Origin of the sequence: Bradyrhizobium brasilense, from assembly GCF_029714345.1 — a bacterium.
Taxonomy (GTDB): domain Bacteria; phylum Pseudomonadota; class Alphaproteobacteria; order Rhizobiales; family Xanthobacteraceae; genus Bradyrhizobium; species Bradyrhizobium australafricanum.
Window position 1 is genome coordinate 125,646 of sequence record NZ_CP121669.1, and the last position, 19,209, is coordinate 144,854.

Annotated in this window: 17 protein-coding genes; 3 read left to right on the top strand and 14 right to left on the bottom strand. The window is 64.4% G+C overall.

From position 1 onward, the window contains the following. Positions 1-103: 103 nt before the first annotated feature. On the bottom strand, positions 104-1,234 hold the full coding sequence (locus QA635_RS00555; RefSeq protein ID WP_283066149.1) for a DUF5938 domain-containing protein: 1,131 nt from the start codon (positions 1,232-1,234) through the stop codon (positions 104-106). A 36-nt stretch (positions 1,235-1,270) separates the two neighbouring features. Further along, complete coding sequence (locus tag QA635_RS00560) at positions 1,271-2,074, bottom strand: SDR family NAD(P)-dependent oxidoreductase (protein WP_172646240.1); 804 nt, start codon at positions 2,072-2,074, stop codon at positions 1,271-1,273. A 364-nt stretch (positions 2,075-2,438) separates the two neighbouring features. Here QA635_RS00560 and QA635_RS00565 point away from each other — a divergent pair, with 364 nt between their 5' ends. After that, positions 2,439-3,044, top strand: a complete 606-nt coding sequence (locus QA635_RS00565; protein WP_026192040.1) for a TetR/AcrR family transcriptional regulator — start codon at positions 2,439-2,441, stop codon at positions 3,042-3,044. 109 nt (positions 3,045-3,153) lie between these two features. On the opposite strand, the gene QA635_RS00570 is transcribed toward QA635_RS00565, so the two are convergent. The 10 genes from QA635_RS00570 to QA635_RS00615 form a co-directional block, all read right to left on the bottom strand. Continuing rightward, positions 3,154-3,498 carry a HepT-like ribonuclease domain-containing protein gene (locus tag QA635_RS00570; RefSeq protein ID WP_283066154.1) on the bottom strand — a complete coding sequence of 115 codons (345 nt, stop codon included), beginning with the start codon at positions 3,496-3,498 and terminating at the stop codon, positions 3,154-3,156. Further along, positions 3,499-3,795 carry a nucleotidyltransferase family protein gene (locus tag QA635_RS00575; protein ID WP_057020394.1) on the bottom strand — a complete coding sequence of 99 codons (297 nt, stop codon included), beginning with the start codon at positions 3,793-3,795 and terminating at the stop codon, positions 3,499-3,501. Between the two features lie 55 nt (positions 3,796-3,850). Continuing rightward, the gene (ptsN, locus tag QA635_RS00580) at positions 3,851-4,312 is read right to left on the bottom strand and encodes a PTS IIA-like nitrogen regulatory protein PtsN (protein ID WP_016843543.1); all 462 of its coding nucleotides are present in this window, start codon (positions 4,310-4,312) and stop codon (positions 3,851-3,853) included. Positions 4,313-4,543: 231 nt separating this feature from the next. Next, positions 4,544-5,143, bottom strand: coding sequence for a ribosome hibernation-promoting factor, HPF/YfiA family (hpf, locus tag QA635_RS00585; RefSeq protein WP_028337939.1), 600 nt, complete (start codon positions 5,141-5,143; stop codon positions 4,544-4,546). Between the two features lie 185 nt (positions 5,144-5,328). Next, positions 5,329-6,984 (bottom strand): RNA polymerase factor sigma-54, encoded by a 1,656-nt coding sequence (gene rpoN, locus QA635_RS00590; RefSeq protein ID WP_283066157.1) that lies wholly within the window; start codon positions 6,982-6,984, stop codon positions 5,329-5,331. A gap of 90 nt (positions 6,985-7,074) precedes the next feature. Then, positions 7,075-8,055 (bottom strand): LPS export ABC transporter ATP-binding protein, encoded by a 981-nt coding sequence (gene lptB / locus QA635_RS00595; protein ID WP_283066159.1) that lies wholly within the window; start codon positions 8,053-8,055, stop codon positions 7,075-7,077. Positions 8,056-8,396: 341 nt separating this feature from the next. Next, a complete protein-coding gene (locus tag QA635_RS00600; RefSeq protein WP_425249113.1) occupies positions 8,397-9,128 on the bottom strand; it encodes an LptA/OstA family protein in 732 nt (243 codons plus the stop codon). Beyond that, on the bottom strand, positions 9,125-9,853 hold the full coding sequence (gene lptC, locus QA635_RS00605) for an LPS export ABC transporter periplasmic protein LptC (protein WP_283066164.1): 729 nt from the start codon (positions 9,851-9,853) through the stop codon (positions 9,125-9,127). The genes QA635_RS00600 and lptC overlap by 4 nt, the downstream gene beginning before the upstream one ends. 154 nt (positions 9,854-10,007) lie before the next feature. Beyond that, the gene (locus QA635_RS00610) at positions 10,008-10,622 is read right to left on the bottom strand and encodes a ribonuclease H-like domain-containing protein (protein ID WP_283066166.1); all 615 of its coding nucleotides are present in this window, start codon (positions 10,620-10,622) and stop codon (positions 10,008-10,010) included. Positions 10,623-10,855: 233 nt separating this feature from the next. Continuing rightward, positions 10,856-13,639, bottom strand: a complete 2,784-nt coding sequence (locus QA635_RS00615; RefSeq protein WP_283066167.1) for an autotransporter family protein — start codon at positions 13,637-13,639, stop codon at positions 10,856-10,858. A gap of 450 nt (positions 13,640-14,089) precedes the next feature. Between QA635_RS00615 and QA635_RS00620 the strand changes: the two genes are divergently transcribed. Further along, complete coding sequence (locus QA635_RS00620) at positions 14,090-15,355, top strand: MFS transporter (protein WP_283066169.1); 1,266 nt, start codon at positions 14,090-14,092, stop codon at positions 15,353-15,355. Between the two features lie 40 nt (positions 15,356-15,395). Here the strand turns inward: QA635_RS00620 and QA635_RS00625 are convergent, their stop codons facing one another. Then, complete coding sequence (locus QA635_RS00625; RefSeq protein ID WP_283066171.1) at positions 15,396-16,607, bottom strand: GNAT family N-acetyltransferase; 1,212 nt, start codon at positions 16,605-16,607, stop codon at positions 15,396-15,398. 254 nt (positions 16,608-16,861) lie between these two features. Then, a complete protein-coding gene (locus QA635_RS00630) occupies positions 16,862-17,758 on the bottom strand; it encodes a LysR family transcriptional regulator (protein ID WP_069279043.1) in 897 nt (298 codons plus the stop codon). A gap of 93 nt (positions 17,759-17,851) precedes the next feature. Here QA635_RS00630 and styA point away from each other — a divergent pair, with 93 nt between their 5' ends. After that, positions 17,852-19,102 (top strand): styrene monooxygenase subunit StyA, encoded by a 1,251-nt coding sequence (styA, locus tag QA635_RS00635; protein WP_283066174.1) that lies wholly within the window; start codon positions 17,852-17,854, stop codon positions 19,100-19,102. Positions 19,103-19,209: the final 107 nt, after the last annotated feature.

A 19,209-nucleotide genomic window follows, 5' to 3' on the forward strand; every position in this document is an offset into this window, starting at 1 on the left:
GGGTGACGCGCTACTGCGTCACCCGCGGACGGTGCGTTTTCGAGCAAAACGAAAACGCTTCAGGGAACGGAGTGTTGAGCCCCGATCCGAGCGGGGCTCAAGCTCAATCATGCATGGTCAGGACCGGCTTGCCGACCAGGCCGAAGCTGCGCAATTGCCCGAGCAGCTCGCGATGGCCGAACGCCTGACAGCCGGAGGCGAAGCCTACGCGCTTGGGCGGCTGCTGCAGCAGATGCGCGGCAGCATAGGCCTGCAGCATGCCGGTCTGCTTGTAGTTGCTGTTGCCGTAGATGACGCAGTGCGCGCGCCCCAGCGGGCCGGAGGCATACACCGAATCCAGCGACTTGTTGACGCGCGGATTCTCGCGCGGCGGCATGGTGTTCATCACGCCGGCAGCGGTCTGCGCCAGGGCGGCGTAGCGCTCGTCGGGCTTCATGTCCTTGGTCGCCTCCAGCGCGGCGGCGACGATCTGCGGCACGCCCAGCATCAGCGCACGATTGAACACGCCGCCCAGCACCTTGACGTTGGCGACGCGCGGATCCTGCTTGAACCACACCGGGTGCGATGTGCCGCCCCACGGCAGCGCCAGCGCCAGCTCGTGCTGGCCGGGGATGGCGAGGTTGTAGAGGCCGGCATCGGGCTGATGCTCGACGTACTTGTTCTGCTCCAGGTAGTAGGCCTTGGCCATCGCGGCGTTGACCAGGATGGTCTGCGTCGAGGCGATGGTCGGGCTGCCGCCCCAGAACACGGCGATATCGAGCGTGTCGAGGCCGGGCGTTTCCAGGCACAGCTGCGCAGCGATCTCGCCGGTGGTGTACATCTGCGCGATGCCCGGCGCCAGCAGCAGGCCGGCATTGGCGAATTTCGTGCCAAACTCATGCTCGAGCGTGATCAGCCAGTCCTGCTCACCGGTCGTGTCGGTGTAGTGGCACTTGGCAGCCAGGCAGGCCTGTACCACCTCGCCACCGAACTTGGCGAAGGGGCCCACGGTGTTGAGCACCACCGAGGCGCCCTTGAACAATTCAGTCAGCGCGGCCACGGTGTGCGGCACCGACACGACCTCGTAGTCGGCGGTCTCGATGCCGGCCACGTTCGACTTCATCGCGACGTTGAGCTTCTCGGCGCTGCGGCCGGCGGCGATGAAGGGGATGTTATACTCGCGCAGATATTCGCAGACCAGCCGGCCGGTATAGCCGGAAGCGCCATAGACGATGACGGGCTTCTTCTCGCTCATTGCGATCCTCCGAAATGCTTGTTGTCGGCTTTGTTGCTACATGCCCATGCCGCCATCGACCGGCAGGCCGATGCCGGTGATGAATCGCGCATCGTTCGAGCACAGGAACACGGCGGCGTCGGCGATGTCGGAGACCTCCGCGAGCTTGCCGAGCGGCGTCTGCTCCACCACCGAGCCGACAGCGGCGTTGACGTCGGGCGCGAGACCGATCTTCACGATGTCGTTGGCGAGCTGCAGGCCCATGTCGGTCGGGATCAGGCCGGGATAGATGCAGTTGACGCGCACGCCATAGCCGAGCTTGCCGGCTTCCATCGCGCCGACCCGCGTCATGCGGTCGACCGCGGATTTGGTGCCGGAATAGACCGCGATGCTCGGGAAGGCGATCGTCGCCGCGACCGAAGCGATGTTGACGACCGCGCCGCCCTTGCCCGCGGCGCCGCCCGGCCGCATCGCGCGGAAGGCGTGCTTCATGCCGAGCACGGTGCCGACGATGTTGACGTCGCACATGCGGCGCGCGTCCTCGGCCTTGATGTCGGCGACCAGCGAGGTGATCTCGATGCCGGCATTGTTGATCAGGATGTCGAAGCCGCCGAGGGTTTCGACCGTCGCTGCGGCGGCCCGCTCCCATTGCCCATCGTCGGTGACGTCGAGCTTGACGAAGCCGGTCTTGACCCCGGCCTTGGCGATCTCGGCGGCGCTGGCCTTGCCGGCGTCATCCAGAATGTCACCGATCATCACCGCGGCGCCGGACCGCGCCAATGCCTGCGCGATCGCCGCGCCAATCCCCCGGGCGCCGCCGGTGACCAGGGCTTTCCTGCCTTCAAGGCTCTTCCCACTCATGACGTAGTCCTCCCTTTGCTTGCCGATTGATGGTGGTGCTGACAGAGGCAGCGCGGGCCGGGGCCTGCGCATTTGGAGCGCAACGGTGATCGCGGCCGGCGTCGGCAGGGCGCAGCGTTGGCGCGCCCGGCGGTGCATTTCCTCCTAATTTGTCGATTGGTCAGCCGTCTTGACGGTTGTCCAAATTATTTCGCCAACCCTCGTCCAGGAACTTGACACTTGTCAAGTCTGAATTTGACAAGTGTCAAAGAGGATGGTTGTGAAGAGATGGAGCGCGCCGCGGTCGTCGCGGTATAGTTGTTAAAGGGAAGAAGCAGAGGAAAGGCACGGAATGGCGCGGCAAGCGACAGGAGCGGCCCAACGCGTGGCCGTAGCGGCCGAGGCGCTGCGCGACGAGAAGTTCAACGCGCGGCGCGTCGAGCTCGCGGAGGCCGCGCTGGAGACGCTTGGCGAGCTCGGCTTCGCGCGCACCAGCCTGCGCGAGATCGCGCAAAACTCCGCATTCACGCACGGCGTGTTTCACTACTACTTCAGCGACAAGCTCGATTTGATCTGCTGCTGCGTCCGCCACTACAAGGCGAAATGCGTGACGCGCTATGACGAGGTGGTGACGACAGCACGCAGCCGCGACGAATTGACCGAAGGCTTCCTCGCCAAGCTCGCGGCAACGCTCGAGAACGAAGCGCGCATGCATCGGCTCTGGTACGATCTGCGCTCGCAGGCGATGTTCGAGCCGGCGTTCCGCAAGGACGTGCTCGAGATCGACAAGAGCCTGGAAGCGATGATCTGGCGCATCGCCACGCGCTACGCCGAGCTCGGCAACAAGCGGCCGGCATCGTCACCGGCGGCGCTGTACGCGCTGTTCGACGGCCTGTTCCAGAGCGCGCTGCTCCGGCATCTCGCCAATGACGAGAAGGCTATCCCCGATCTGCTCGACGAAGTCCGCCGTCTGCTGCCGACGATCTGCTGAGAGAATTGCGAACGCTCCGTAGCCCGGATGGAGCGCAGCGTAATCCGGGACTGAACTATCCGCAGTTAGAGTAGCCCCGGATTGCGCTTCGCTTCATCCGGGCTACGGACTACTCCAATGAAGCCTTGAGCGCCAACAGCGCGGCCTTCAGCGGTGGTAGATCATCCTTGACCGCTTTCCAGATGATCGTGGCGTCAACGCGCTGGTAATCATGCCGCAAGATGTTGCCTATGCCTGCGATGTCTTTCCAGCGGACATTCTTGTGCTGAGCCTTTAACTCGCTGCCGAGGTGGCGGCTCGCTTCCGAAATGACTTCGATTCCGCGTTCAATTGCGGAGCGCAGCAGCCACGAGCGCTCGTAGTCGCGGATGGATTTTCCTGCCAACGCCTTTTCGATGCCACGGATGCTTTCGAGCATGTCGTGGATACGAAGCAAGGGGGAGCGCACGATCATTCAGAAAACCCGCGTTGCCTCCGCCTCGATCCGCTCTCGAATCAGTGGATGAAGTCCTTTGCGTGTGGTGAGATCGACTTCGACGCCGAGACTCTCTTCGAGCAGTCGCTTGGTCGCGACCAGATCGAGAGCATTGAACCGGCTGCGAGGATCGTAGTCCACGAAGAGATCAATATCACTCCCGGCACGAGCCTCGTCGCGCGCAGTCGAACCAAATAGATACAGCGAAGTCGCCCCGAGTGCCTTGATGGCATCGGCCTGGTCACGGAGCTTCCTGAGGGCTTCGGTTCGCGTCATGAACGAACTATACCACGGGCCGCCAAGCGCCCGCAAAATCGCACGGCAGGCGGCCTTACGCCGCGCTCGCCGGCGGCAATGCGAGCACCGAGTAGATCGCCTGGGCGTCGCGCGAGGCACGCAGCTTCTTGGCGACGTCCTGGTCGCGCAACAGGCGGGCGATCCGCGCCAGCGCCTTGAGGTGGTCGGCGCCGGCGCCTTCCGGTGCGAGCAGCAGAAAGATCAGATCGACCGGCTGGCCGTCCATCGCCTCGAAATCGATCGGGCGTTCGAGGCGGGCGAAGAAGCCGAACAGCTTCTCCAGCTTGGGCAGCTTGCCGTGCGGAATGGCGACGCCATAGCCGACCGCCGTGGTGCCGAGCTTCTCGCGCTGCAGCAGCACCTCGAAGATGGCGCGTTCGTTCTGGCCGGTCAGAGCGGAGGCACGCGCAGCGAGTTCCTGCAGCGCCTGCTTCTTGCTGATGACTTTCAAAGCCGGGAGAATCGCCTCGGGTGCGACCAAATCGGTAATCGGCATTGGGACGTTCCGAGGTGAATGACCGTCAGGTTGCGAAATAGGCTTTACAGCGGCGGCGTCAAGAAGATGAGGTGGGATGCGGGCTTAGCCCGGGTCCAGTTGGCAGGGCTTCTACTCCAACGTATCGGCGGTGCCAACACCTGCGAACCCTGTTCCGCCTCCCTTGTTCCTGGAGGCGGCGGACCATAAGCAGGGCCGGCTTCGGACGTCAATGCCATCTGCCAACTATCCTCAAGGGCTCACCGCCGGCGGATCGACCCAGCCGACATTGCCGTCCGTACGGCGGTAAATGATGTTCAAGCGGCCGCTGCCGCCATGCTGGAACACCAGGCAGGAGGCGCCGGTCAGATCGAGCTCCATCACGGCTTCGCTGACCGACAGCCGCTTCAGCGCGGTGGTTGCCTCGGCAATGATCACCGGGCTGTATTCGGTGACCTCGTCCTCGTTCTCGGGCGCCTCGATGACGTAGCTCGGCGCGTCGAGCCCGACGCCGTTCAATTCGGCAAGCGCGGCAGTCGCGGCGTAGGTCTTGCGGGCGGAGCGATCCTTGAGCCGGCTCTTGTAGCGGCGCAGGCGCTTCTCGATCATCAAGAGCGCCGCGTCCGCGCTGGCATAGGCGTCGGTGGCGTTGGATTCGGCTTCCAGCGTGATGCCGGAATCCAGATGCAGCGCGCAATCGGTTCGGAAGCCGAAGCCATCCTTGCTCAGCGTGATGTGACCCGAATAGTTGCCATCAAAATACTTTCGCAGGACCTCGTCGGTGCGCTCGCTGACGCGCGCGCGAAGCGCCTCGCCGATGCTGATGCTCTTTCCCGAGATTCGAAGGGTCATTTGATGCCTCAATTGCTGGATGCCTCGATCACTCTTGCAGGAGCATGATGCTTGCTGGGCTTCCGGTTACCTCCCTTTCTGGACGACGCTCGACCTGGAAAGATTGAGACTATCCCGATTTGGCGCGAACGCAACGCGCGCATGGCCCGATCCGTACCCGAACGGGGTCACGCTCAAGAAGTAACCTAAACGGAGGCTGTGTCGCGCGACCGGTCGGACGAGGAGGCAGGAGCCGAAAGGGCATTACCGAGCATGCTCTGTTTGTCACGGCGGCGCTGCACCGAGGATGGTATCCGCATCGCCTCGCGATACTTCGCGACGGTACGGCGGGCGATATCAATGCCCGAGGCGCGCAAACGTTCCACGATCGTGTCGTCGGACAGGATCGCCGACGGGGCCTCGCCGTCGATCAATTGCTTGATGTGGTGACGCACCGCCTCGGCCGAATGCGCCTCGCCGCCGTCGGCCGACGCGATCGAGGCGGTGAAAAAATACTTCAATTCAAAACTGCCGCGATTGGTCGCCATGTATTTGTTGGCGGTGACGCGCGACACCGTCGATTCATGCATCTGGATCGCGTCCGCGACCGCCTTCAGATTGAGCGGCCGCAAATGCGCGACGCCATAAGTGAAGAAGCCATCCTGCTGGCGGACGATTTCGGTCGCGACTTTCAGGATGGTGCGGGCGCGCTGATCGAGCGCGCGGACCAGCCAGGTCGCATTCTGCAGGCAGTCGGTGAAATACGACTTGTCACCATCCTTGCGGATCGTCTTCGACAGCTCAGCGTAATAAGTCTGATTGACCAGCACGCGCGGCAGAGTGTCGCTGTTGAGCTCGACATGCCAGCCGCCGTCGGGACCCGGACGCACATAGACGTCGGGCACCATGGTCTGCGTCCGCGCGGTGCCGAACTTCAGCCCGGGCTTCGGGTCGAGCCGGCGGATCTCGGCGATCATGTCGGTGATGTCTTCGTCGTCGACGCCGCAGAGCTTTCGCAGGCCGGCGATGTCGCGCTTGGCGAGCAGGTCGAGATGCTCGACCAGCGCCTGCATCGCCGGATCGTAGCGATCGAGCTCGCGCAGCTGGATCGCGAGGCATTCGCTCAGGTTTCGCGCGCATACGCCCGGCGGATCGAATTTCTGCAGCACCGCGACGACCTCGTCGACCGCTTGCTGCGACGCACCGAGCCGCTCGGCGGCCTGGCCGAGATCGGCCGGCAGGTAGCCGGCGTCGTCGACCAGGTCGATCAGATACTGCCCGATCATGCGCTGCGCCGGCGCCGAGAACGCCACCGCGAGTTGTTCGGCGAGGTGGTCGGCAAGCGTCAGCTCGGCGGCCACGAAAGCTTCGAGATTGTACTCGTCGTCGCTGGAGGCGCCGCCGCCCCATTCGGTGTAGACCGATGGCGGCGCATCCTGCGCGGCACGCGCCGCGGCTTCCGCCGGCTCCTCGGAAAACACGTTGTCGAGGCGGGTATCGAGCGTCTGCTCGATCTCGGCACGGCTGCCGAGGTCGCGGTTCAGCCATTCCTCCTGGCCGGGCTCGAAGCCGGCCTCACCGCCTGGGCCTGCGGCCATGTCGGAGGCGTCGCCGTCGTCCCCATAGCTGCTGGAACCGTCGGAATCGCCGTAGTCCGGCCGCTCCATGGCCGGCTCGCCGGCTACCGGCGGCTCCGGTCCGTCGGCGGCCCGCTCCAGCAGCGGATTGCGCTCCAGCTCTTCCTCGACAAAGGCCGACAGATCCAGGTTCGACAGTTGCAGCAGCTTGATCGCCTGCATCAGCTGCGGCGTCATCACCAGCGACTGCGACTGGCGGAACTCTAGTCTTTGGGTCAGCGCCATGGAGGCAAGAACGATCCTAAAAGTTGGCTCGATTCTTGCTTATATTAGTCCGAAGCCCTTGTACACGGCTTGACGGATTGGAAAATAGCGCTAGAGGCGGAATTCCTCGCCAAGGTAAAGCCGACGTACATCGGGATCATTAACGATCTCCTCCGGGCTTCCCTCAGTCAAGATTTCACCGGCATAGACTATATAGGCGCGGTCGGTCAGCCCGAGCGTCTCGCGGACATTGTGGTCGGTGATGAGCACGCCGATGCCGCGGTTGGTGAGATGGCGGACGAGGTCCTGGATGTCGCCGACCGCGATCGGGTCGATGCCGGCGAACGGCTCGTCGAGCAGCATGTAATTGGGGCGCGTCGCCAGCGCGCGCGCAATCTCGACGCGGCGGCGCTCGCCGCCGGACAACGCAATCGACGGGCTCTTGCGCAGCCGCGTGATGTTGAACTCGTCGAGCAGCGAATCCAGCTCGTGCTCACGCTTCTTCTTCGAGGGCTCGACCACCTCGAGCACCGCGCGGATGTTCTGCTCGACCGACAGGCCGCGGAAGATCGAGGCTTCCTGCGGCAGATAGCCGATGCCAAGGCGCGCGCGCTGATACATCGGCAGCTTGGTGACGTCGTGGCCATCGAGCTCGATGGCGCCGCGATCGGCCTTGATCAGCCCGGTGATCATGTAGAACACGGTGGTCTTGCCGGCGCCGTTGGGCCCGAGCAGGCCGACCGCTTCGCCACGGCGCACATAGATGCTGACGCCGCGCACGACCTGGCGGCTGCCAAAACTCTTTTCCACGCTATGCACAGCCAGATAACCCGGCCGCTTGATGAGCTGCGGCGCGGCGGGAGCGCTGTTCCTGGCCGGCCTCGCCCGCGCCGGCGCTGCTGCCGGTTGGGATCGCGGCAGCTCGACGCCGGGAGCCGACGCGGCGCGCGCCGTCGGCGGCGCGTCACGCACTGGAGACGTCAGCATCTCGCCGAACTGGTCATCGAGCGCCGTGATGTCGTCATGCGAGCGCGCAAATCCGGTACTGCGTTTCGCAGAGCGCCGCCGGAACATGCCGAGAAAATCCACCATCCCCGCTTCGCTTCAGCCTTTCACGGTGATCCCGCGACCTCGCCTGCGCATCGATCGATTCGCGTGCGAAGCCGCAAGCATGAGCCGGAAATCTGAATACCGGCCTTCCCGCGCGACAAAAGCGGACGCGTTTGCGCGGAGATCATGCTCGAACAACACGGCAAAGCGCGATCACCCGCGCCTTGAATGAATGGATGCCCCTGTCCCGGCCAACATATTCCCCTCGAGGCGCATTGTTCGGCCGGGCCGCTGCAGTAGATACAGTCTCGCCCCGCCGGCTTCAACCACACGGCCGCAGAATATTATCTAACTGATTGATTCTGCACGACCTTACGTGAGGCTTACTTGGACTTGCTGCCGGGAATCAGCTGCAGCGGCGACGGGGCCGGGGCTGAGCCGGGGGCGGCCGGCGCGCCACACTTGCCGCTCTGTCCGCCTGGCGACTGGATGAACAGGCCCTGCACCTTGCCATTGTCGGCTTCGACGCGCGAGACGCCGGTGGTCATGTCGACCAAAAGGCGGTCGCCGCGCAGCACATTCTGGCACTGGGTCAGCACCACCTGGCTGCCGCCGCCGCCGAGCATCGTGATCAGATTGGTCTTGGTGTCGAAGATCGCGGTCTCGCCGGTGACGACCTGGTCCTTCTGGGTCACGACGACATTGCCCTTCGCCTCCAGCCGCTTGATCGAGGAGGCGCCGCCGGGGCCCGGGGTTGCCGTCTGCATCGGCGCGGCGCCCTTGGCGGCTGCCCCCTTGGTGCCGGCCGGGGCGGGCGCCGGCGCCTGGGTCGATTTATCCTCGTAGAACACGACCAGCGTCTTCGACGTCATGGTGGTGTCGCCCTGCACGACCTTCACATTGCCGGCGAAGGTCGCCTCCTTTTTCTTGTCGCGCATTTCGAGCGAAGCAGCCTCGATCTGGATCGGCTGGTCGCGGTTCTGCGAGAAGCCCTGCATGGCGTTGGGCACGCCGCTCATCGAGCCCTGCGCGAACGCGGCATTCGCGGAGAAAAGCGCGAGCAGGAACGCCGCAATTGCCATGCCGTGCGGAAAACGTCTCATCATCAAAATCATTTCGTGTTGGCGGATTTGCGCGGCTTCGGCGGCGGCGACGGCGGTGGAGCGGGCTCGGCCGGCGGGGCAGCATTGTTGTCGCCGAGCTTGTCGAGATTCATCACGACATTGCCTTCGAACCGCACCAGCTCGCCGCTGTTGTAGATCCGGAGCCTGTCGGCGGTCAGCGTGCCGTCGAGCAGCTTGACGTCGACATGCTCGTCCGACGACACGTTGCCCTTGTTGATGTCGACGAAGGCCTGCGTCAGCCTGGCCTCATAGCCGGTGGACGACTGCAGGAAGATGTCCTGGCGCAAGTCGAGCAGCTGCTTCTTGTTGTCGAAGAAGCCGGTGCGCGCATCCATCGTCACCGTCGACTGATCCTGCTGCGCCACCTTGGCGCGGATCGTCTTCAGCTCGACATGGTCGGGATCGGTGACATCCTGGATCGCCGCCTTGGCCCACATTTCGTAGGGCCGTCCGTCGTTGGAGAAGCCGGCGATATGCGGCGCTTCCATCGTGATCTTGGTGCCGGACACGACGAGGTTATCCATCTCGAGCGGCAGCTTGGGGATCAGGTCGTGGAACGGATTGAAGAGCGCGATGTAGATGATCACGGCCATCGCCAGCCCGACCATCGCGGGAACCGCGACGCGCAGGATCCGCACCATGCGGCTGTGCCGCGCGGCGGCGGCAAAGCGCGCCTCGAGGCCCGTGACATAGGCTGGATTCTGAACCGAATTCACCTGAGCTCCAGAGGCGCGAAACTGCCCCTATTCTAGCCGGAGCCGCCCAAATATGCAGCCCGGACCTCACCTCGCGCCCCTGCACCGGACCACGCGTGAACAGTTTGGCCGAAACGGGGCGGAACTGCCCCGGCCGCGACGAATTCGGCGCTCATCATGAATGGGCGAAAATGTCCTCGGCCTCCCAGCCGTCGAGATCGAGCCTGGCACGGGCGGGAAGGAAATCGAAGCAGGCCTGGGCGAGATCGGTCCGGCCCTCGCGCGCGAGCATGACATTCAACTTTTCGCGCAGCGCATGCAGATGCAGCACATCGGAGGCGGCGTAGGCGAGCTGGGCCTCGCTGAGGCTTTGCGCGCCCCAGTCGCTCGACTGCTGCTGCTTAGACAATTCGACGTTCAGCACCTCGCGCACCAGATCCTTCAGGCCGTGGCGATCGGTGTAGGTGCGCGACAGGCGCGAGGCGATCTTGGTGCAATAGACCGGCGTCGGCATCACGCCGAACGTGTTGTAGAGCACCGCGACGTCGAACCGTGCGAAATGGAAGATCTTGGTGATCTTGGGATTGGCGAGCAGCGCCTTCAGGTTCGGCGAATCGGTGTGGCCCTTCGGAATCTGGATCACGTCGGCGGTGCCGTCGCCGTTCGACATCTGCACCACGCAGAGCCGGTCACGGTGCGGATGCAGCCCCATGGTCTCGGTGTCGATCGCCACCGAATCGGTGTAGTGGGACAGATCGGGCAGGTCGCCGCGATGCAGGCGGATGGTCATGCTGTCAAAAACCTCGTCGAATCGCTGTCGGAATAAACTACCGTCCAATCCGCCGACAGGCGAGCATGCGCCGGTCTTCGGATCGCGCATTGGTATCGGGGCCCGTCAGGGCCGGACACGAACAGCGGAAATCCTTAATTGTTCCGGCACAGATAGTTTAGGGTGTACCGCCATTGTGCAGCGGAGACAATGGGTTGCTGTCCCCGCCGCGCGCCCCCCACGAGGGCGCGCCATCATTGCCAGCTGACGCGGAGGCCGAAGCGGCCGGTGATGTCCTCGCGATGGAGGCTGTCCACCGAGGTCGTGTAGCCGGCGCTCGCATAGGCGCTGATCGTGCGATTGAGCTGCGCGGAGACACCGGCACCGATCTCGACGGCGGTGCCGCGGCTTTGCACGCCGATCAGGTCCGTCGTCGCGAAGGCGATGCTGCGGTCATTCGCGGCCGTGTGCCAGAGATTGGCCTCGAGATACGGACGCAGTTCGGTCGTGCCGACGACGAAGGTTGAGGGAATGCGCACGCCGAGCCGCCCGGTCAACGTATCGGCACTGCCGAGCGCGACGCTCGAAAACATGTCGTTGAAGCTGTCGAACGACTGGCGCTGCCATATCAGCTGCACCTGCGGCTCGATCGCGAGAAAACTGTTCAGCGGGATCGGCGCGCCGGCTTCCAGCGATGCAGCGACGCCGGTGCCCGACACCCGTGCGCCGACCTGACGATCCGACTGCGGGCTTGCGCCGTAGAAACTGCCCATCAGCACGGCGTCGACATACCAGCCCGACGGGCCGACATGGGTCCAGTAGCCGCCGATGTTCTGGCTGTCGATCGAGAGCGTGCCGGTGCGGACGTCGTTCAGGCCGAGCGCGAAGCCGCTGATGTTGCCGCTGGCCCAGCCATACGCATAGAAGAAGCCGGCGCGATCATGATGCTCGGGCGCGGACTGGAAGCGCAGGATGTCGACGCCGACCTGCACGCCGGCCATGGTGCCGTCGAAGGCGGGGCTGACCGTGCCGGCCCAGCTCTGCGAGCTGTGCGAGCCATAGGCACGTGCCCACGCCGCCGGCTGTTCGCCGTCGCTGGTCAGCAAGGCCTGATCGCCCTGGCGCTGATGGAAGGTGCCGAGCGTCGCCAGCCCGAGCTTTTGCGCCACCTGCGGCAGCGCCGAATAGACCGACACCTCCTCACGGTAGAGCTGGACCGGCGCGGCGCCCGCCGGCGGCGGCGTCAGCGACGACAGATCCTCCGCAGGCAGCCCCGGAGGCGGCGGCACCACGTTGGGCGATGAGGGCGGCGCCGGTGCAGGCGCAGCCGGGGGCGCAGGCGAGGCCGTGCCGGGCAACAATGTCGAGCGAAGATACCAGTTGTCGGCGCTGCCGGCGGAGACGCCGCCGCGGAACAAGAGATATTCGTGCGCGCCCGCGACGACGGCGTTGGAGAGGCCGAATGCGCCCGCAGCTGTGGTGCCGCCGTTGACGGCCTGCACCACCATGATGCCGTCGGCGGTGGTCAATGCGCCCGCGCCGCCGGCATTGGTGACGGTCACCGCGGTCGAGCCCGACGCATTGCCGCCGGAGATGACGAGCCGATCCGACGGCGAGCCATCGCCGCCGAGCACGGTGCGCAGATAGAGCCCGCCGCCATTGCCGACATAGTTGCCGGCAATGGTCAGGCTGTTCGCCGCGGTAGCGCCGCCATTGGTCAGGTTGATGACGCCGGCATTGGTGACGGTGATCGGCGGGCCGCCCGGAAACGGCGTGATCGACGGATTGGCGCCGTTGCCCGCCAGCAGGCTGGTGCCGGCCGCGATCGACACATTGCCGGTCAGCGACGTCTGCAGCGTCAGCGAGCCGCTGTTGACGAAGGAGTTGGCGAAGGTGCCGGTGCCGGCCCAGGTCCAGTCATTGCCCTCCATCGTCAACGTCTGGAATCGCGCGAACGCATTATCTACCGTGCCGCTGCCTTGCAGCCGCACCTGGTTGTTGCCACCGCCGCCATCGGCAAGCCCGACGATCTGCGATCCGGTTTGCAGGATCAAATTCACCGCACCGCCGCCGCCCGCGAGCGCCGTACCGCTGTTGCCGGCGATCAGGCCGGCATTGACGATGGTGGTGGCGCCGTTGAGCGTGCGGATCGCGGGTCCCGCCTGGCTGATGATCTTGCCGCCGGCGAGGTTCTCGATGCGGGCGGTGAACGACGATCCCGCGGTGTTGGAGAACACGCCGTCGGCATTGACGCCGCGCGCCTCGATCGAGCCGCTGTTGCGCAACACGCCGGCATTGCCCTGCATGAACACGGTGTTGTTGGCGGTGCCGCCCGCGTCGCCGCCGGTCGTCAGCAGCGTGCCGGTATTGGTGATGGTCGCAAACTGGCCGGCGGAGAAGATCGCACGGGCGCCTGCGCCGGCCGTGGTGATGGTGCCGCTATTGGTGAAGGTGTTGCTGTCGCCGGTCTGCACATAAAGGCCGTGCGATTGCGGGCCCTGGGTGGTGATCGTCCCGGTATTGATCAGCGTGTTGTTGTTGTGCTGCGTGAGACCGGTGATGGCAAGGCCACGCGAGGTGCCGTTCTGCGTCGTGATCGCACCGTTATTGATCAGCGTGTTGCCGTTGCTGCTGGCGGCGATCGCATTGCTGCCGGCGCCCGAGGTCGTGATCACGCCCGACGCGCCGTTGGTGAAGACGTTGCCGTCGCCGCTGCCGAACATGCCGGTGCCACCGCCGCTGACGGTCAGCGTGCCGTTATTGGTAGCGGCGCTGCCGGAGACAAGCCCGATCGCGGCCGCTCCGGCGCCGGGCGTGATGCCGGCGCCCTGCAGCACGTTCACGGTGACGTTCGAGCTGCCGGCAGCGGCCTGCACGCCAGTCGGCGAGGGATTCGGCGCTGCGGTCGAGCAGGTTACCGTCTGCCCGCTTGCTGGCGCGAGACTGTCGCAGGCGGCAAAAGCCGGCGAAGCGGACGACAGGCAACCGCCACTTAAAGCCGTGCACGACAGGATCGCCGCGAGCCGCGAGGAAACCATGCACTTACTCCAACGTCGGCGCGAAACCGAGCCGCCGGCCTCGCGCCACCTGCTACCCCCGCCCCGCTCTCAGCTCCGCCGATCGCTCCGTTCAAGCTTGAAACGATTTCGAGCGACCTGTTGCGCGGTCGCCACAGACGGAACCATGAGATGCATCCGCACGATTCACACCCTTGACGTGCGTACGCTTTCAAGGTTGTGAAGTACAGCATTCACCCGTTGCAGTTATCGGCCGACACAACCGGAAACAAATCGCCATGGCGTCTCGGGTGCGCCGCTGTCCCCATTTTCTCGCCAAGGTCGACGTGGGCGCACGGCCAAGTCGGGGCCAAGTCGTTGCCGTGACGCGTTCAATTTCGAGGGAACTGTTGCCCGCGCACCCCATGAAATCGGGCCGCGCCGCCCCTATCTGTTGCCAGCCCGAACCGCCTTCCCAATGAAATGAGCCTCATGTCGGACCAGACCATCGCCGCGCCGATCGACGACCAGCAGGAGCGCGGCTTCTCGCGCTACCAATCGTTCCTGATCGCGCTGCTTGCCTTCACGCAATTCACGCTGATCCTCGACTTCATCATCATGTCGCCGCTCGGCGCCATCCTGATGCCGTCGCTGAACATCACGGCCGGGCAATTCGGCGTCGCGGTCTCGGCCTACGCGTTCGCGGCCGGGATTTCCGGCGTCCTCGCCGCCGGCTTTGCCGATCGCTTCGACCGCAAACGGCTGCTGCTATTCTTCTATGTCGGCTTCATGCTCGGCACCGTGCTCTGCGCGCTGGCGCAGAATTTTCACGTGCTGCTACTCGGCCGCATCGTCACCGGCGTCTTCGGCGGGGTGATCGGCTCCGTCGTGCTTGCCATCGTCACCGACCTGTTCCCGCTGCAACAGCGCGGCCGCGCCATGGGCATCCTGCAGACGGCGTTCGCCGCGAGCCAGGTGCTCGGCGTCCCGGCCGGCCTGTTCCTGGCCAATCACTGGAACTGGCACATCTGCTTCGTGGCCATCGTCGGCCTGTCGATTGTCGCGATCGCGGCGATTGCGATCGCGATGCAGCCGGTCGATGCCCATCTCAAATTGCAGCACGACAGCAATCCGTTCCGCCATCTGATCGCAACCGTGGGGCAGCCGCGCTACACGCTGGCCTTCCTGGTGACCACGCTGCTCGCGACCGGCGGCTTCATGCTGATGCCGTTCGGCAGCGCCTTCACCGTGCACAATCTCGGCATCGACATCGTGCACCTGCCGACGATCTATCTCGTCTCGGGCCTGTTCAGCATCATCATCGGGCCGCTGGTCGGCCGCGCCAGCGATGCGTTCGGCAAATATCCGACCTTCGTGTTCGGCTGCGTGGTGTCCGTCATCATGGTGCTGATCTACACCAACCTTGGCCACGTCTCGCTGCTGACCGCGATCCTGGTCAATGTGCTGATGTTTATCGGCATCTTCTCGCGCATGATCCCGTCCCAGGCGCTGATGTCGGCGATTCCCGACGCCAGCCAGCGCGGATCGTTCAGCGCGATCTCGGCCTCGGTGCAGCAGCTGTCGGGCGGGCTGGGCTCGGTCTTTGCGGCGGCGATCATCGCGGAAAATCCCGACGGTTCGCTGCTGCATTTCGACCGGCTGGGCTACATCGTCGTCGCAACGACCATTATTTCGATGATCGCGATGTATTTCGTGCAGCGGCCGATCGCGCGACGCGCGGGCAGGCGGATCGTGTGACGGCAGGGGCCGCTCGTTCCGGCTACGCGGGCTTCGGCAGCTACATTTGAAGCCAGGAAACGAGAGGAATTGCGCAGAATGCTTTGTCAAGCAAGGCCTTGCGAAGGCGCTGCGCAACACCGCGGAGCTTCGGATGGTGTTCCACCAACCGCTTGGTGCGGTCCACCGCGGACATCACTCCGGCGGCCTGTCGGCCGAGCCTGGTGAGCGGAATGAAACTGTCGAACAATGGCTCGTCGTCCTTGCAGAATAGCCGCTTGTAGTCATGCGAGCCGAGGCCGAAGTCGAAGGCGCGATAGTGCTGGCCGGCAAAATGATGGATGATTTCCTGCATCAAGAGCAGGCCGGGACTGAATTTCGCGTTGTCTGACAAAGTGTAGGTGTTGAACATGGTCGAGAAACGGTGGCCATCGGCAGCCAAGGCGAAGATCGCGATCACTTCCTCGTCGCATTCGAGCGCATGGATTTCGATGACACGGTCGCCGTGGGACAGCCTTGTCGTGCAGGCGGCGCGGATGAATTTCTCCACGGCGCGTTCGGCGAACACATTGGACACCTTCCGCTCGGCCAACCGCTCCGACTTCACGCGGAAAAACCAGTCGAGCAGGCGGGCGATGTCGGCATCAGTGGAGGCAACGTGATAGCGGTAGCCGGTCAGCTCCAGCAGTTTGCGCTGCTTGAGCTTCATGCGGCGGGAGGGATTGCCGATCAGGTTCGCGGCCGTTGCGCCCGGCTCGATTGTGCGCATCGGGCAGTTCAAGACCAGGGGCTCATGAGGCAGCAGCGCCAGCGGGTTTTGCACGCCGCGCCACTGCGCCGGCTGCTGGCGCAACGCCAGCACGTCGACTTTGTCACGCTTGGCGAGCATCGCCATGAATGCGTGGAGATCGGCCTTCGTGGCACCCAAGGCGAACCCACGCTCCCACAGGCCCATATTGAAGGTTGCGTGCTCGCCGCCCATGAAGCTCGCGCGGCGCACGCCGAGAGCCGTTTGCAGAGCAAGCGGCAGCAAGCCCCGTGGTTGGCCATCGCCGTCACGCGCGATGACGATGAAAGGCGACAGGCCCGCGCGCTCACCGACCTCACGCTGCCACGGGGCGAGGAAGTCGAACCGCTGAAAGGGCGTGATGGAATGGCTCGAGTTCTCAAGACTCCGCCAGATCATCTCGGCGGCGTCGAGATCGTGGACGACGTCGACGGCGGCGATGCGCGCTGATTGAGCTCGCGCCGTCCGGCTTTCGATCGCGATCATCGCCAAGCTCTGTCGTGGTGCATCGTCGGAGCGCGGCTGGGGCCGTCCAGTCGGCGCCCGATCTGAGCGTAATTCGATGTCGGGACAAAATTGGCAAAATGCCGCAGGACGAGAGAACTCGGATTACCTCCATCGTTTATTCGTTGGTCATGAAACTGTCGCTTCGCGCTACGCGCGGGCCGGCGGATCGTGTGACGGCAGGGCTGCGGCGGCGATCGTCAGCGTTCTCAAATTCCCAGCATCGGCCGACGTGTTCAGCCAATCGCAAACATGTCGGCACGCTCAATGATCAGATCGCGGAATAGTCTCGCGCGGTGCGACATCCAATGCGGGTCAGGATAGACGAGATGCATCGGCAGCGATGGTACCGCATAATCCGGCAGCAGATGAACAAGCCGGCCTGCGGCGATGTGTTCGACGGCGCACCAGCTTGGCAGCACCGCGACGCCGAGCCCCTCAACCGTCGCGAGCGTCATCACGTCGGCGTCGTCGCAGGTCATCGACGGCGCGATCTCGACCACATGGCGGCCGGTCTCGGCTTCGAACGTCCACTGATTCCGCGGCGACAAGCGTGAATACGTTACGCTCGGCATGCGGCGCAGATGGTCGGGGAGGAGCGGGGCTTGATGCCGTGCGAGCAGTGAAGGGGCCGCCACCAGGAGGCGCTTGATGGTGCCGACGCGCCGCGCCACCAGCGAGCTGGAGTTAAGCATTCCGATCCGAATTGCCAGCTCCGTCCCGGTCTCCACCAGGTCTACGAACTGCTCGGTGAAGCTCGCATCGAGCCGCACGTCGGGATAGCGGCGAAGATACTCTGCGAAAATGCCGCGGAAAAAATAGCGACCGAACGAGGTCGGCACAGTGATCCGCAAGGTCCCCGACGGACTGCGAACCCGGCTCTGCGCCGGCGTGCTGGCACTTTCCAACAGCGCGACGATATCCTTGGCGAGCTTGAGCACGCGATCGGCTTCCGGCGTCGGACGAACCTTGCGCGTGGTGCGGACAAACAGCCGGCAGCCGAACTCCGCCTCCAACAGCGCCACGCGCTTGCTGATGGCCGGCTGTCCGAGGCCCAGATCGCTCGCGGCCTGGCTGAAGCTGCCGGCCTCCATCACGCGAATGAAGGTTTGCAGCGCATCGATCCGATCCATGCATTCCTCCCAGGAATTTGTAATATTCTTATCATTCCCTACATGGACACAGTCGATCCGGTCTAGCCTCTCGGTAACCAGGGAGGATCAACAATGAACAAATCGATCGGGATCGTCGGCGCCGGAATCGGGGGCCTGCATCTGGCTCTTTATCTGCAACAGCATGGGATCCAGGCGACGGTGCTGACCGACCGCACTCCGGAGCAGTACGCCTCGGCACGGCTGATGAACACGGTCGCCCATCACAGCGTCACGATCGCGCGTGAGAACGAGCTAGGCGTGAACCATTGGGATGACGCCGCCACGATCTACCACCACCACGACCATTTCTTTAATTTCCCAGGCAACGGGCTGCTGTTTCGCGGCGCGTTCAAGAAGCCGAGCCGGGCAGTGGATTACCGCATGTACCTGCCCGCGCTGATGAAGGATTTCGAGGATCGCGGCGGTAGCATCGAATATGCCAGCATCCAGGACGACGACATCCCGGTTCTGGTTTCACGCTTTGACCTTCTCGTCGTGTCGACCGGCAAAGGTGCGCTCGGGCGAATGTTCGCCCATCGGCCGGAGTTGTCCCCCTACAGCCAGCCACAGCGCCTGCTCTGCGTGGGCCTCTATGACGGCGTCGATCACGGCAGCCCGGACGGTGACGACCCGCGCGGTGTCACGCTCTCGGTGTCGCCCGGACATGGCGAGATGATCGTCATTCCGACGCTGTCATTCAACGGCATGAAGACAGCGCTCCTGATGGAGAACATTCCCGGCGGCGACATGGCCGATCTGGTCTCGCTGAGCTACGACGCGGACCCTGCAGCCTTCCGCCAGACAATTCTCGACAAGCTGGAAAAGCATCATCCGCACACCTACAACCGGATCGACACCCATCGCTTCGGGCTTGCCCAGCCGCTCGACCTGCTGCAAGGCGCGGTGGTGCCGACCGTGCGGCAATCGTCGGTCGCCTTCGATGGCGAGAAATTCGCGGTCGCGCTGGGCGATGTACATTCAGTGGTCGACCCGCTGATGGGCCAAGGCGCCAACATCGCCTCCTACGCCGCCTTCGAACTCGGCAAGGCGATCGTGGAAACGGTGGCCTTCGACGCACGCTTCGTTGAGGAGGTGGATCGCGCACGCGAAAATCGCGTGTTCGCGGCTGCGCGCTGGACGAATCTGATGCTGCGGCCGCCGTCCGAGGCGATGGGTCGGCTGATCCTCACCATGGCGCAGGACCGGGAACTCTGCGACGAGTTCACCGATAATTTCAACTACCCGGAGCGTCAGTGGGATCGTGTCGCGACCGACAGGCGCATCCACGCCTGGATCGACAGGCGCGCGCCGCTCGCCGCCTGACGCAACAATGATCGCGAGCCGGCCGTACGGTCCACTTGCACCAGGCAGCGGCTGCGTGCCGACAAACCATCTCTCGAACCACACGCCGAGAGGCGCGACCTCTTGCC

Excerpts from the sequence above, each read along its gene's own strand:
- QA635_RS00630 (WP_069279043.1), bottom strand. The coding sequence starts at position 17,758 with ATGGATCGGATCGATGCGCTGCAAACCTTCATTCGCGTGATGGAGGCC.
- QA635_RS00625 (WP_283066171.1), bottom strand. The coding sequence starts at position 16,607 with ATGATCGCGATCGAAAGCCGGACGGCGCGAGCTCAATCAGCGCGCATC.
- QA635_RS00620 (WP_283066169.1), top strand. The coding sequence starts at position 14,090 with ATGTCGGACCAGACCATCGCCGCGCCGATCGACGACCAGCAGGAGCGC.
- QA635_RS00570 (WP_283066154.1), bottom strand. The coding sequence starts at position 3,498 with ATGATCGTGCGCTCCCCCTTGCTTCGTATCCACGACATGCTCGAAAGC.
- lptB (WP_283066159.1), bottom strand. The coding sequence starts at position 8,055 with ATGGTGGATTTTCTCGGCATGTTCCGGCGGCGCTCTGCGAAACGCAGT.
- QA635_RS00600 (WP_425249113.1), bottom strand. The coding sequence starts at position 9,128 with ATGATTTTGATGATGAGACGTTTTCCGCACGGCATGGCAATTGCGGCG.
- hpf (WP_028337939.1), bottom strand. The coding sequence starts at position 5,143 with ATGACCCTTCGAATCTCGGGAAAGAGCATCAGCATCGGCGAGGCGCTT.
- QA635_RS00615 (WP_283066167.1), bottom strand. The coding sequence starts at position 13,639 with ATGGTTTCCTCGCGGCTCGCGGCGATCCTGTCGTGCACGGCTTTAAGT.
- QA635_RS00560 (WP_172646240.1), bottom strand. The coding sequence starts at position 2,074 with ATGAGTGGGAAGAGCCTTGAAGGCAGGAAAGCCCTGGTCACCGGCGGC.
- QA635_RS00555 (WP_283066149.1), bottom strand. The coding sequence starts at position 1,234 with ATGAGCGAGAAGAAGCCCGTCATCGTCTATGGCGCTTCCGGCTATACC.
- rpoN (WP_283066157.1), bottom strand. The coding sequence starts at position 6,984 with ATGGCGCTGACCCAAAGACTAGAGTTCCGCCAGTCGCAGTCGCTGGTG.
- QA635_RS00575 (WP_057020394.1), bottom strand. The coding sequence starts at position 3,795 with ATGACGCGAACCGAAGCCCTCAGGAAGCTCCGTGACCAGGCCGATGCC.
- QA635_RS00610 (WP_283066166.1), bottom strand. The coding sequence starts at position 10,622 with ATGACCATCCGCCTGCATCGCGGCGACCTGCCCGATCTGTCCCACTAC.
- ptsN (WP_016843543.1), bottom strand. The coding sequence starts at position 4,312 with ATGCCGATTACCGATTTGGTCGCACCCGAGGCGATTCTCCCGGCTTTG.
- styA (WP_283066174.1), top strand. The coding sequence starts at position 17,852 with ATGAACAAATCGATCGGGATCGTCGGCGCCGGAATCGGGGGCCTGCAT.